Below are 13,690 nucleotides of genomic sequence, written 5' to 3'. Positions count from 1 at the left end.
CCATTTACAGGTCCGCGTGTTCCGCCACGTATTTCTTGAAATCTGTTATGGCAGGGGCCTGGTACACGTCTTTCAGCGTCGCCATGTAGAAGAGCCGTTCCCACGCAGGGTGCAGTATCTTGATGGTATGTACGGGCATATAGCCTAGTATCTCCATCCTTGGAACAACTGCTATGCCGAACCCGGCGCCTACGAGTCCCGCAACCGCCTGGTCTTCTTCCAGCGAGTAGACGATGTCAGGATGTCCTCCGCATTTCTCAAAGAGATGGTCGATGATGGGACGAAGGCCGCTCCGCCTGGAGAATACAATCTGCGGATACGCCAGCGTCTCTGCCAGGTCTATCTCACGGCGGCCGGAGAGGGGGTGGCCTTCCGGTACTATCACAACGAGCTCCTGCCTGGCAATCGGCGTAAATTCTATAGAAGGCTCGTTTTCCATGAGGGAGCAGAACGCAACGTCGTATCTGCGTTCCTTCACGCCTTGTATGATATCCGGCGTAAGGCCGGTGGATGCATGAAAGTAAAAGTCGATGTTTTTTTCCGGGCGGGTATCCAGAAAGCCACGGACGAACTGGGGAACTACCGAGGTGCTCAGCGTGCGCAGCAGGGCCACGTCGATACGCCCTTCCCCGGTACCGGTCATCTGGAGCTTGTTGATGCTGGAATCCAGCATGCCAAGCGCCTGTTCCACATCGGTGAGGAACGCCTGTCCGCACTTGGTCAGGACGACATTGCGCCCTTCCTTCTCGAACAGCTTGACTCCGAGCTCTTTTTCCAGTGAAGAGATGGCATGGCTCAGGCTAGGCTGGGTGATGGCGAGAATCTCGGCAGCTTTCGTATAATGTTCCAGATGGGCCAGGGTAACAAAATATCTGAGATGGTACAGATTCATATACTGCTCCTTTCGTCTTTTTTCGACATGTCCACATTCTAACATAATCTATAAACAAAATCTATGAATTCGGCTAAAATTACCAATTTGTTTTTAATTTAACGATAGAATATAATGAAACCATAGTAAAAGTAACAAGATTGAACGGCAGAAACAAAAAAATCATGTTCAATTTTAACAATGGAAGGAGAATGTATTATGTCAAAAAAATATCCAATCACTATCAGCTCCTGGACGCTGGGAGACCAATGCAGATTTGAGGACCGTGTCATCGCTGCCAAGGAGGCAGGATATGAAGGCATCGGACTCAGGGCAGAGACGTATGTAGATGCGTTGAATGAAGGGCTTTATGATGATGATATCATGGCAATCCTCAAGAAGCACGGAATGAAGGTTACGGAAGTCGAGTATATCGTGCAGTGGGCAGAAGACAACCGTTCATATGAGCAGAAATATAAAGAGCAGATGTGCTTCCATATGTGCGATCTGTTCGGCGTAAACCATATCAACTGCGGCCTTATGGAGAACTATTCCGTAGAGCATACGGCACAGAAGCTGAAGGAACTCTGCCACAGAGCAGGGAAGCGGATTATCGGAGTTGAGCCGATGCCATACAGCGGGATCCCTGATCTGAAAAAAGGATGGGAAATAGTGAAAGCAAGCGGATGTGACAATGCGATGCTCATCCTTGACACGTGGCACTGGGTACGTGCCAACCAGCCGTATGACATCCTGACAGAAGAGATTGCGAAGAAGGTCGTATCGATCCAGATCAATGACGCGTACGACAGGCCATACGCCAAGACGATCCTGAGGGATGAATCTATGCACGACAGGCTTGCACCAGGGACCGGAGCTAAAGATACGGCCGGATTTGTCAAGATGATAAAGGATGCAGGCATCGAACCGGCAGTAGTGGGCGTGGAAGTCATATCAGACGAAATCCTTGCAAGAGGCATAAAAGAAGCAGCGGCCCATACATACGACAGCACGGTGAAGGTGTTGAAAGAGACGTGGCCGGAAGTGGCTGAGGCGTAATCGATTCAGAGAAAGATAAGAGAGAGGGAAAGATATGAGATTTGACAATATGTTTTCACCAATACAGATTGGTCCTATGACGGTAAAGAACCGCTTCGTGGTCCCGCCGATGGGCAACAACTTCGCCAATACGGACGGTACGTGGAGCGGACAGTCTGCAGCATATTACGCAGAACGGGCGAAGGGGCAGTTCGGCCTTATCACGATAGAAGCCACGGTAGTCCACGAGGGGGCGAAAGGCGGTCCGAGAAAGCCCTGCCTTTACAATGACAACAGTATAGAGAGCCTGAAGAAGATTGTGGACGCCTGCCACGCGGAAGGGGCGAAAGTGTCCGTACAGCTTCAGAACGCAGGACCGGAAGGAAATGCAAAGAATGCGGGCACTCCGATTCAGGCGGCTACAGCCATCCCTTCAACGGTCGGGAGAGACACGCCGGAGGAAGTACCGACAGCCCAGGTATATGAGCTGGTAAAAGGATATGGAGCGGCTGCCAGACGCGCGATGCAGGCGGGGGTTGACGCGGTGGAAATCCATATGGCGCACGGCTATCTTGTGAATACGTTCATCTCCCAGCGGTCTAATAAAAGAGTAGATGAATTTGGCGGCAGCTTTGAAAACAGAATGAGATTTCCGCGCCTGATTATAGAAGAAGTGAAGAAGAATGTGGGAGACAAGGTGGCAATACTGGCCCGTATCAACAGTGCGGACGAAGTCCCCGGCGGCGTAGATGTGCACGACAGCGCGGCGATAGCGGCCTATCTGGAAGCGTGCGGAGTACAATGCCTCCATGTTTCCCGTGCGGTACATATCAAAGATGAATACATGTGGGCACCGACCACGGTCCATGCAGGATTTTCTGCAGAACTGGTGACAGAGATCAAAAAGGCGGTTTCCATCCCTGTTATCACGGTAGGGCGGTTTACGGAACCTCAGTACGCGGAACTGCTCGTGAAGGAAGGACGTGCGGATCTGGTTGCGTTCGGACGGCAGTCATTGGCAGATCCTCATATGCCTGAGAAGGCGATGCAGGAGCGCCTGGAGGATATGATACCATGTATCGCCTGTCTTCAGGGCTGTGTCGCCAATATGTATAAAGGGGAGCCTATCTGCTGCCTGACGAACCCGTTCCTCGGACATGAGGCGCAAGGATACCCGAAAGCGGAAAAGGCGAAGAAAGTCATGGTCATCGGCGGCGGTGTTGCCGGACTGTGCGCGGCATTTGTCTGTGCAGAGAGAGGACACGACGTTACTCTGTATGAAAGCACCGGCAAACTGGGCGGCAATATGAGGCTGGCGGCCTATCCTCCGGGCAAAGGCGATATTACAGGCATGATCCGCAGCTACATCGTAAGATGCGAAAAAGCCGGAGTGAAGGTGCGGATGAATACGGCGGCAGACATGGAGACGGTGAAGGCAGAGAAGCCGGATGCAGTCATAGTCGCAACCGGATCCAAGACATTGATTCTTCCAATCGAAGGTATCGATAATCCGGCCATCATCCATGGCTCCGATCTGCTGGACGGCAGACGGAAGGCAGGAGAGAAGGTGCTTGTCGTGGGCGGCGGAATGGTTGGATGCGAGATAGCCGCGTTCCTTGGGGAACAGCAGCACAAGGTAAGCATCATCGAATTCCGGGATACGATGGGGGCCGATATGATATCCGAGCACAGAAAATATGTGATGAAGGACTTTGAGGAGTATAAAGTAGAACAGATTGTCAACGCAAAAGTATGCAAGTTCTACGACGATGGCGTGGAATACGAATCACCGGACGGCGAAAGGCATGAGGCACGAGGCTTCGACTCCGTTGTCCTTTCCATGGGATTCAGAAACTACAATCCATTTGCGGAACAGCTCGAGGAGCTCGGACAGGAAGTATACGTAGTAGGGGACGCCACAAGGGCACGCAGGGCGCTGGATGCGACAAAAGAAGCGTATGCGGCTGCGATGCAGGTCTAGGCAGAATATTTTGGAGGAAAATAAGATGGAAAAGAGAATATCAGGACATACAGGTTTGATGGCATTGTTTGGAACTCCGGTAGGGCATTCAGGATCCCCGGCCATGTATAACTTCAGTTTCCAGCACGATGGTCTGGACTATGCCTATATGGCATTTGATGTAAATGTTGAGCAGATGCCCAAGGTGTTTGAAGCCATCCGCCTGCTGAACATGAGAGGCGGAAACTTCACGATGCCGTGTAAGAATGTGGCGGCAGAACTTGTGGATAAATTGTCTCCGGCGGCAGAAATCATCGGTGCATGCAACGTATTTGTCAATGATGGCGGCGTGATTACAGGCCATGTGACGGACGGCGTCGGCTTTGTGAAAAACCTGGAACTGAACGGCATCAGCGTGAAGGACAAAAAGACTGTCATACTTGGCGCCGGCGGTGCTGCTACGGCGATACAGGTCCAGCTTGCGCTTGACGGGGCAAAGGAAGTGAAGATATTTAATCCTAAGGACGACTTCTTCACAAGAGCAGAGGGAACGAAGGCTAAGCTGGCCAAGAAGTGCCCGGACTGTGTTGTCACGGTAGAAGACCTGGAAGACAAGGAAAAGCTTGCAGAGGCAGTGAACAGCTGCGATATCGTAATCAATGCGACGATTATGGGCATGGAACCATATGATGACGTATCTCTTATCGACAAGTCATTGTACCGTAAGGACCTCATAGTTGCAGATACCGTATACAGCCCAGAGAAGACGAAGATGATACTGGAGGCAGAGGAGTCCGGCTGTGTGGCAGTCGGTGGAAAAGGTATGCTGGAGCAGCAGGGGGCAGTGAATTATGAACTGTTCGTAGGCAAGAAGATGCCTCTTAAGGAGTACCAGAGGTTTCAGGAAGAAAATAAGTAATCGTCTGTTTTTATAGAAGAAAAGAATAGGAGAATGAGGATGAAAGCAAAGAAGTATATTCTATCATTGGTGACAGTCTATATGTGCTACTTTACCCATGGAATCCAGGCAATAATCCTGTCACAGAACAAAGTAAACTTCTTCACGCAGTGGGGGTACACGGATGAAGTGGCCGGGGCGGCGGCCGTGTCGCTGGCAATCACGGCGACCGGATTCGGCAAGTTCCTGACCGTATGGCTCGGCGGTGAGGTATCGGATAAGATTGGGCGGAAGAAGATGGCGGTCGCCGGAGGCATACTGTATATCATCTGCTTTGCGGGCCTGCTGTTCTCTACGAACTTCACGGTGGCATGTGTATGTGCATTCCTTGCAGGCGTGGCCACTTCCGGATTCTGGGACGCGTCCCTCTACCCGGCAGTGCAGGAGGCGGCCCCGAAGTATGCAGGGTCAGCGCTTATCGGAATCAAAGCATTCGTGTCAGTATCAGGTATCATATATCCACTTATGGCGGTTCACTTTTCTTCCTCCGGCAACTGGAAGATAAATGTGTGGATTCCATTGATTCTGTCTGTGGTATGTGTTATCCTTGCGGTAATTGCGCCGTTCGTATATGACGACCAGATGAAGGAGACGGTGAAGACCGCAGACGGAAAGACGACGAATGCGGCACAGGCTGAAATAGATGCCGCAAAGGCGCGGATGAAGACGAAGCCGGGTGGTCTGGTGAACTTTGTCACGATGTTTTACGGTTTCCTCTGCATGTTCATCATGTACGGTGCGCAGCAGTATACGAAAGCATTCGGCATGACCAACTGCGGATTGACAGAGATGCAGGCGGCAGGCATGACTTCCATCTATACGGCAGGCTCTATCATCGCCGTCATATTCTGGGCTATCATGATGGGCAAGCTGAAGTGGAATCCTCTGAAAGTCGTGCTAATTGATTCGGCATTTACGGCGGCAGCGCTTGCTATCGTACTTCTCGTCAAGAACGTAGGCGTCGTGTACGTGGCGATTGCCCTGCTTGGCTTCTTCGCAGCAGGCGGTGCCCTCCAGACGGGGCTTGGCGTCCGACAGGAGATGTGTCCGGGTCCGAAGGGAAGGAATACCGGCATCTATTATACGTGGATGGGGCTGGCAAGCTGCTTCCTTCCGTACATCGTATCCGCGATGACGAAATCTATCGGTGAGACATCTGCAATCTATACGATGATGGCATTGCTTCTTGTGGCAGCAGTCGTGGCTGTAGTAATGATGGCTTATCTGACCATACAGTATAAGAAGATCTTTGGCAGCAACCCATTAGGCAGGCAGGAGGCATAAAGATACTTCTAGGAGCTCTGCTCTTAAAATGAGAGCAGAGTTTCTTGCAGGCAGATATTGTTTGTCTTTTAACGAACGATATCTGCTATAGAATGATGAAGGAGGAGGCTGCACATATGAGTGCAAGAAGAGAAAGAAATCCAAAAGAACTCCCTTATATCCCACTGGGACCATTCCAGTGGAGAATCCCGGGGCTGCACTACCGTATTGAGTATGTAGAGTTTTTCCAGGGCCTGATTCTGGGTGCCACCGCACTCAGTTCAATTCCATATCTGACCGACTATCTTGGCATACCGTATGAACTGGCATGGAGCTGTGTCATCCTAGAAGTATTCATGTATATGCTCCACGGGTGGCTCGGCGACCCTGTCGTACCGGGCTGGATTACGCCGACCCTGCCGTTTACGCTGGCATTTATCAGCGGGTTCGACAAAGGGCCGGAGAGGATACAGGCGATGATTGCGGTACAGCTGCTGGTGGGGCTTGTATTTATCTTCATGGGCGTGACCAGGCTGGCAGACAAGTTCGTGCACAGCGTTCCCACCTCTATCAAAGGAGGAATCCTCCTGGCGGCTCCGATTACGGTTATCCAAGGGCAGCTTGAGAAAGGGAGCCAGCTTCTGACCGCCCCTGTCGCAACGCTGGCGGGAACGCTGCTGCTTGCCTTCTTAAGCTTTTCTCCATTCTGTGAGAGAAAGAGAGGGAAGATAAAGCTGCTGGATATCATGGCCAAGTATGGGAACCTGTTTCCCTATCTTGTTGCGATGCTGCTCGGCGTACTGCTCGGGGAGCTTGCCAAACCGACGCTGGAACTGGGGAGCGTAATCCGCATTCCTGATTTTGGCAAGATATTTGAGACGGTCAGCGTATTTTCCGTCGGCTTTCCGCCGCTTGCTATGTTCATACAGGCGATGCCTCTTGCACTGATCTGCTATGTGCTGGCGTTCGGTGATTTCGTGACGTCTGAGACGCTTGTCAAGGAAGCACAGGAGAGCAGAGATGACGAGCATATTGATTTCAATTCGAGTCGCTCTAACCTGATCAGCGGCCTGCGTAACCTTATCCTTGCTATATTTGCACCCTTCCCGCCGCTGGCCGGGCCCCTCTGGGTCGGTATGACGGTGTCCGTAGCGGTGCGGTATAAGGAAGGGAAGAAGGCGATGAAGTCGTTGATCGGAGGGATGAGCTCCTTCCGTATGGCGACATTCCTCAGTGTCATCCTCGTACCGGTCGTGTCATTCATGAAGCCGATCATGGGAGTAGGCTCCGCGATTACGCTGCTGTTCCAGGCATATGTATGTGCAAGGATCGGTATGGAATACTGCAAGTCGAACACGGACAGGAGCATTGCCGGTATCATGGCCGCGGTGCTGGCGTTCAAAGGTTCTGCGTGGGCACTGCTCGCAGGCTTTGCTCTGAACTTCCTGCTGTCTAACATGGAGTTCCAGAAGAAGAAGCTCGGAGTGCCGACGACGGCCGAGCTGGAAGCGATAGAGAAATCGAAGGAAGAAGAGATAAAAGCGCTCGCGGCGCAGAAATACATAGAAAATTAATCGGAATAATACCCCCTTGCAATGCATACACTTGTATCAGCATAACAAGGGGGTATTCACAATGAACACGTTTCAGCTGTACAAAGATATACAAGCCAGGACAAACGGGGAAATATACATAGGAGTCGTAGGGCCGGTGCGTACCGGAAAGTCTACATTTATCAAACGTTTCATGGATGTGCTGGTACTCCCGCATATGGAGGATGAGCATGGAAAGTCACGGACGAAGGATGAGCTGCCCCAGTCGGCTTCAGGCAGGACGATTATGACGACAGAGCCGAAGTTCGTGCCGAAAGAAGCGGCGGAGATAAAGCTGTCGGACGACGTATCTGTCAAAGTACGTCTCATAGACTGCGTGGGCTATATGGTAGAAGGCGCGTCCGGACATATCGAGGGCGGAGAGGAACGGCAGGTAAAGACGCCATGGTTTGACTATGAGATACCATTTACCAAGGCGGCAACCATCGGAACGAGAAAAGTCATCCATGATCATGCAACCATCGGGATCATCGTGACGACAGACGGCAGCATCGGGGATATCGAGCGGCAGGGATACCGGGAAGCAGAGGAAAAGACAATCCGGGAACTGCAGAGCATCGGGAAACCGTTTATCGTGCTGGTGAATTCCAAGAAGCCATATGGGGATGAGGCGCGGGAGACTGCACAGGAGCTGGAGCAGCAGTATGGCGTGAAGGCCATGCCGGTGAACTGCGAACAGCTCAAAGAAGATGACATCTACCAGATCATGGAGGCGGTTCTGTTTGAATTTCCGGTATCGGAAGTACAGTTCTTTATACCGAAGTGGGTGGAGATGCTTCCGAGAGACCACCGTATCAAGCAGGATATGCTGGAACATATCCGGACAGTTATGGACGGTTTCGGAGAGATCAAAGACGCGGCGGCCGGGCTTGAAAAGCCGGAAAGCCCTTACATAAATGACATGAAGGTAGACCATATCGAAATGGATACCGGATGCGTGAAGGTGAGAATAGATATCGCGGATAAATTCTATTACGAGATGCTAAGCGAGCTGACAGGCACGCCGATTGCCGGCCAGTATGAGCTCATCGCGGCAATGAAGAACCTGTCAGAACTCAAGGATGAATACGAAGGGGTGAAGGATGCATTTGCCGCAGTCCGCATGAAAGGCTATGGCGTCGTCAGCCCGAAGAAAGAAGAGATAACGCTGGAAGAGCCGGTCATCATCAAACAGGGCAACAAGTTCGGCGTCAAGATCCACTCGGAGGCTCCGTCCATCCACCTGATACGGGCCAACATCGAGACAGAAATCGCTCCGATCGTCGGAAGCGAACAGCAGGCGGAAGACCTCGTACGCTATATCAAGGAAGCCGGAGATACAGAAGGCGGAATCTGGAGCACGAACATCTTCGGCAAATCCATCGAAGATCTCGTGATGGACGGCATGCAGAATAAGATGGCCGTCATCAATGACGAGAGCCAGGTAAAACTGCAGGATACGATGCAGAAAATCGTAAATGACAGCAACGGAGGACTCGTCTGCATCATCATATAAATAGTCAGATAATTTGAAGAATTTTGAAAGGGGTCAGACCCCTATGCTATGCAGGGGTCTGACCCCTTTCAAAAAATACAGTCAAGGGTGGAACTTGACTGTATTTTTATGTTATAATCTTCAGGAGACTGCGCGCAGCGCAATCCATTCTTGATGATGGGAGTTTTGTATATGAATATGAAGATACTGAGGCAGCTTGGGATTATTCTGGCAATCTGCCTGGCGGCGGAGTTTATCGTATCTCTGCTGCCGATTGCCTTCCCGAGCAGCGTGACAGCGATTCTGATATTGGCCGCTCTGCTCGGCCTCAAGCTGTTGAAGGTGGGGCATATCCAGGAGACGGCGGACTTTATGCTGTCTAACATGGCAATCGTGTTCGTGCCGGTTTCCATCGGTATGGTGGAGGATATCGGACTTCTCAAAGGACAGCTGAAAGGCTTCCTCCTCGTCGTATGTGCCTCGCTTGTGCTGACGTTTCTCGGCACATACGTTACGGTAAGGATAGTTCAGATATGCCTGGATAAGCTGGCGGGGCAAGGAGGTGCGTCCGATGGGTAATCTGTGGGCGAATCCTCTGTTTGGAATCTTTCTTACGGTCATTACTTTCTATATAGGAGACTGGACGGCGAAGAGGATAAAGTCGCCGCTTGCGAATCCGCTGCTTATCGCCATGGTGCTCTGTGTGGCGGTGCTCAAGCTTCTTGACATTCCATATAAGGATTATATGGAGGGAGGACAGTTCATCTCATTGTTCCTCGTTCCGGCCACGGCGATGATCGGCCTGTCCATCTACCGGCAGAGGAAGGTTCTGAAGCAGCAGTTCTTTCCGATTGTCATCGGCTGTCTTGCCGGCAGCCTGATATCCATGGGAAGTACGATTGTGCTCTGCCGGCTGCTTGCGCTTCGCCAGGATATGCTGGCGTCGCTGCTTCCGAAGTCCGTGACTACAGCGATAGCTCTGGATTTGTCCGACCAGCTCGGCGGCCTGCGTTCTGTCACTATGATGGCGGTAATCATATGCGGAACGGGTGGAGCAATCATACATCCGTTCATCATACGGCTTCTGAAGCTGAAGGATCCGGTCGCCACCGGAGTGGCATTCGGCACGGCAAGCCACGCCATCGGCACGGCAAAGGCGATAGAGATGGGAGAGGTGGAAGGAGCTGTGAGCGGCGTGTCCATGGGGATTGCAGGAATATGCACCGTAATCATTGCATTATTTTTGTAAAAGCGTTAATATTTTACTATATGACTACGTTAAGAGAAATTATGGAGGTACAGTATGAAAGTTGCAATCATTACAGCGAGTACAGAGATATACAAAGGGCTAAAAGAAGATGCGGGCGGACAGGTCGTCAAGAAGATTATGGAAGACGCCGGGCACAGCGTCGTGTTTATGAAAGCGCTTCCAAGCGACCGCAAGGTGATATCCACTGTCATGCAGAGGATGGCGGACGCCCACCTGACCGACTTGATACTCACCACCGGAGGAGCCGGCTGCGCGCCGCATGATTGTACGCCGGAGGCGACGATGGATGTCGTGGACAGGCCTATTCCCGGTATTCCGGAAGCCATGCGCGCATTCACGATGCAGGTGACAAAGCGGTCGATGCTGAACCGAAGTGCAGCCGGAATCAGGGGGGACGTGCTCATCGTCAATCTGCCCGGCAATGCGAAGGCAGTAAAGCAGTGCCTGGATTATCTGCTGCCTGAGATTACCCATGCGGTAGAAGTCATAAAAGGAGAATAGAACGAGCATATGAAAATAACCTACATGAATCACAGCGGATTCGTCCTTGAACTGGAAAAAGCTGTCCTTGTCTTTGATTATTACAGGGGAGAGCTCCCGCTTCTTCCAAAAGAGAAAAGCGTATATGTATTTTCCAGCCACGCTCATCCGGACCACTTCCAGAAGAAAATATTTACGTGGGCCGGAATATACGACGACATAACATATATCTTGTCAGATGACATCAAGGCGGACGGACAGGCGGAGCGTGTCATCTATGCAGGCCCCAGGCAGGAGCTCCAGGTGGATGGCCTGTGCATCAGCACCTTGCGTTCGACAGATGAAGGCATCGCCTTCCTCGTACGTGCGGAAGGGAAGACGATATATCATGCGGGGGATCTGAACTGGTGGCACTGGGAAGAGGAAAGTCCCGCGTATAATGAGATGATGCGGAGAAATTACCAGCACGAGATCGGCAAGCTGGAGGGTGAGGTCATAGATGTGGCATTCGTACCTTTGGATCCCAGGCAGGAAGAGCAGTATTACTGGGGACTTGACTATTTCATGAAGCATACGCATACGAACTGCGTATTCCCTATGCATATGTGGGACAGATACGACGTATACGAGCGTCTGATGGATAATGAGGCTGCCGCAGGCTATAAAGCCAAAGTCATGCATATTACAGAAGATGGACAGACATTTGAAATATAGGAGAGAGATGATATGCACGTAAAAATATATACCGACGGAGCCGCAAGGGGGAACCCGGACGGGCCGGGAGGGTATGGCACGGTCCTGGAATATACAGATTCCAGAGGCATGCTGCACACGAAAGAACTCTCACAGGGGTATAAGAAGACGACAAACAACCGGATGGAGCTCATGGCTGCCATCGCTGGTCTGGAAGCGCTGAACCGGCCCTGTGAGATAGAACTGTACTCTGATTCAAAATATGTGGTGGACGCGTTCAATCAGCACTGGATAGACGGGTGGCTGAAAAAAGGATGGAAGCGCGGCAAGAATGAACCGGTAAAGAACGTGGATTTGTGGCAGCGGCTGCTGAAGGCAAAAGAGCCTCACAAAGTCACGTTCATCTGGGTAAAAGGACATGACGGTCATCCGCAGAATGAACGGTGCGATACGCTTGCAACCACCGCGGCGGACGGAGATGGACTCATAGAGGATGAAGGAATCTGACAGACGTGTATCTTTACAATAAGGATAGAGTATGGTAAAGTATGAGATGCAAGTAAGACAGGTAATCGCAGCTGCGAGGGCCGAAAGGCCGCAGGTGAGGAAAGTCCGGGCTTCACAGGGCAGGATGCCGGATAACGTCCGGTGGAGGCGACTCCAAGGCCAGTGCAACAGAAATGTACCGCCCGGTTCATCCGGGTAAGGTTGGAAGGGCAGTGTAAGAGACTACCGCCTCTCTGGTAACAGGGAGGGCACATGTAAACCCCATCCGAAGCAAGACCGGATAAAGGCATTGTGGCGGCCCGCCACGCCTTAGGTAGGTTGCTGGAACCTGCTGGCGACAGCAGGTCTAGATAGATGATTACCCAACGACATAACCCGGCTTATCGTCTTGCTTGCATATGGACGTGGTATTACGGTACCATGTCTTTTTGTGATTTATGCCCGTGAGCGACGCGCCAAAGCCAAGCTGGCTTGACGTTGGCTGATGATATAGATAAAAAGGTCGAACTTGGAGGAACGATTATGGCAGCAGATCGAGTGGTCAAATTATTGGAAAGGCAGTCGTTTGTATATGAGATACGTGACTGTGAGAGAGAGTTTGAAAGTACGGAAGATTCTATGAAGCTGCTCGGCATACCGGCAGAGAAGATAGCCAAGACGCTTGTATTTGCCGCGCCTATCGGCGCCAATGTAATCATACTGTCAGGAGATGCGAAGATTGATGCTGCCAAGTACGAAAAGCAGTTCAAAGTGAAAAGGGTCGTCCTGGACGAAGAAGACCTGATGGATTACACAGGCTGCAGGCCAGGGGCGGTAAGCCCCATCGCCCTTCCCGGGAAAAGGGCCAAGGTATATATGGACATATCCATTAAGCGCTTCATGGAAGATTACGTGTATACGTCCGGCGGCACAGGCAACAGTGCGGTCGGCATTACCGGCCGGGACTTATATGAGGTGACCGGGTGCAGGCAGTGGATAGATATCTGCAGCGGATGGAAGAGAGAGGAGGAAAGCCGATGAAGAATATCGTAGTGATAACAGGAAGCCCCCGAAAGAACGGCAACAGTGAAAAGATGGCCAATGCGTTCATCAGAGGCGCAGGTAGAAAAGGACACAAGCTTACGACAATCAGTGCCGCAGAGCTTGACATCCAGGGATGCCATGCATGTGAAGGGTGTTATAAGGCCGGAAACCCATGCGTGTATGCAGATGATTTTAACCATATCGCACCGGTCCTGCTGGAGGCAGATGTCATCGTATTCGCAACCCCGCTATACTGGTTTACCTTTCCGGAGCAGATAAAGGCCGTCATAGACCGGTTTTACGCGCTTCTGAGAGGGGAAGCTCCATTCAAAGGGACGAAGGAATGCATGCTGCTCGTCTGTGGTGCAGATAAGAAAGAAGCATTTGCCGGTATCGTGAAGACATATGAGATTATGGCCGACTATCTGGAGTGGAACGACAGAGGGCACGTGATAGCAGAAAATGCAAGCGAAAAAGGAGATGTCGACAAGACAGGAATCCTGGAAGAAATCCAGCGCCTCGGAGAGGAAATCTAAATGT

14 protein-coding genes and 1 other RNA gene are annotated in these 13,690 nt (G+C 51.5%); 14 read left to right on the top strand and 1 reads right to left on the bottom strand.

The features are described from left to right. Window positions 1-4: 4 nt before the first annotated feature. Window positions 5-892 (bottom strand): LysR family transcriptional regulator, encoded by an 888-nt coding sequence (locus HJV72_RS18215; RefSeq protein WP_208073176.1) that lies wholly within the window; start codon window positions 890-892, stop codon window positions 5-7. 198 nt (window positions 893-1,090) lie between these two features. On the opposite strand from HJV72_RS18215, the gene HJV72_RS18210 reads away from it, so the two are divergent. From HJV72_RS18210 to HJV72_RS18145, 14 genes are all read left to right on the top strand, one after another. Further along, window positions 1,091-1,930 carry a sugar phosphate isomerase/epimerase family protein gene (locus HJV72_RS18210; RefSeq protein ID WP_208073174.1) on the top strand — a complete coding sequence of 280 codons (840 nt, stop codon included), beginning with the start codon at window positions 1,091-1,093 and terminating at the stop codon, window positions 1,928-1,930. 34 nt (window positions 1,931-1,964) lie between these two features. Further along, window positions 1,965-3,890 carry an oxidoreductase gene (locus HJV72_RS18205; RefSeq protein WP_208073171.1) on the top strand — a complete coding sequence of 642 codons (1,926 nt, stop codon included), beginning with the start codon at window positions 1,965-1,967 and terminating at the stop codon, window positions 3,888-3,890. Between the two features lie 25 nt (window positions 3,891-3,915). Continuing rightward, complete coding sequence (locus tag HJV72_RS18200) at window positions 3,916-4,788, top strand: shikimate dehydrogenase (protein WP_208073169.1); 873 nt, start codon at window positions 3,916-3,918, stop codon at window positions 4,786-4,788. Between the two features lie 39 nt (window positions 4,789-4,827). After that, on the top strand, window positions 4,828-6,111 hold the full coding sequence (locus HJV72_RS18195; RefSeq protein WP_066575289.1) for an MFS transporter: 1,284 nt from the start codon (window positions 4,828-4,830) through the stop codon (window positions 6,109-6,111). A gap of 116 nt (window positions 6,112-6,227) precedes the next feature. Then, on the top strand, window positions 6,228-7,664 hold the full coding sequence (locus tag HJV72_RS18190; protein WP_208073167.1) for a hypothetical protein: 1,437 nt from the start codon (window positions 6,228-6,230) through the stop codon (window positions 7,662-7,664). Window positions 7,665-7,725: 61 nt separating this feature from the next. Beyond that, window positions 7,726-9,198, top strand: a complete 1,473-nt coding sequence (gene spoIVA / locus HJV72_RS18185) for a stage IV sporulation protein A (protein WP_208073164.1) — start codon at window positions 7,726-7,728, stop codon at window positions 9,196-9,198. Window positions 9,199-9,369: 171 nt separating this feature from the next. Further along, window positions 9,370-9,756 carry a CidA/LrgA family protein gene (locus tag HJV72_RS18180; RefSeq protein WP_208073163.1) on the top strand — a complete coding sequence of 129 codons (387 nt, stop codon included), beginning with the start codon at window positions 9,370-9,372 and terminating at the stop codon, window positions 9,754-9,756. Then, on the top strand, window positions 9,749-10,426 hold the full coding sequence (locus HJV72_RS18175; protein WP_208073161.1) for an LrgB family protein: 678 nt from the start codon (window positions 9,749-9,751) through the stop codon (window positions 10,424-10,426). The genes HJV72_RS18180 and HJV72_RS18175 overlap by 8 nt, the downstream gene beginning before the upstream one ends. A gap of 54 nt (window positions 10,427-10,480) precedes the next feature. Then, window positions 10,481-10,948, top strand: coding sequence for a MogA/MoaB family molybdenum cofactor biosynthesis protein (locus tag HJV72_RS18170; RefSeq protein ID WP_208073159.1), 468 nt, complete (start codon window positions 10,481-10,483; stop codon window positions 10,946-10,948). A gap of 9 nt (window positions 10,949-10,957) precedes the next feature. After that, on the top strand, window positions 10,958-11,641 hold the full coding sequence (locus HJV72_RS18165; RefSeq protein WP_208073157.1) for an MBL fold metallo-hydrolase: 684 nt from the start codon (window positions 10,958-10,960) through the stop codon (window positions 11,639-11,641). Between the two features lie 12 nt (window positions 11,642-11,653). After that, entirely contained in the window at window positions 11,654-12,127 is a 474-nt protein-coding gene (gene rnhA, locus HJV72_RS18160) for a ribonuclease HI (protein WP_066575313.1), read from the top strand. A gap of 49 nt (window positions 12,128-12,176) precedes the next feature. Continuing rightward, an RNA gene (rnpB, locus tag HJV72_RS18155) (RNase P RNA component class A) lies at window positions 12,177-12,526 on the top strand. A 123-nt stretch (window positions 12,527-12,649) separates the two neighbouring features. Further along, window positions 12,650-13,147, top strand: coding sequence for an aminoacyl-tRNA deacylase (locus tag HJV72_RS18150; RefSeq protein ID WP_208073155.1), 498 nt, complete (start codon window positions 12,650-12,652; stop codon window positions 13,145-13,147). Continuing rightward, entirely contained in the window at window positions 13,144-13,686 is a 543-nt protein-coding gene (locus tag HJV72_RS18145) for a flavodoxin family protein (protein WP_208073153.1), read from the top strand. Before HJV72_RS18150 ends, HJV72_RS18145 begins: the two co-directional genes overlap by 4 nt. Window positions 13,687-13,690 lie beyond the last annotated feature (4 nt).

It is taken from the genome of Extibacter sp. GGCC_0201 (assembly GCF_017566055.1).
Classification (GTDB): Bacteria; Bacillota; Clostridia; order Lachnospirales; family Lachnospiraceae; genus Extibacter.
This window is presented reverse-complemented; position numbering and strand designations above follow the sequence as displayed.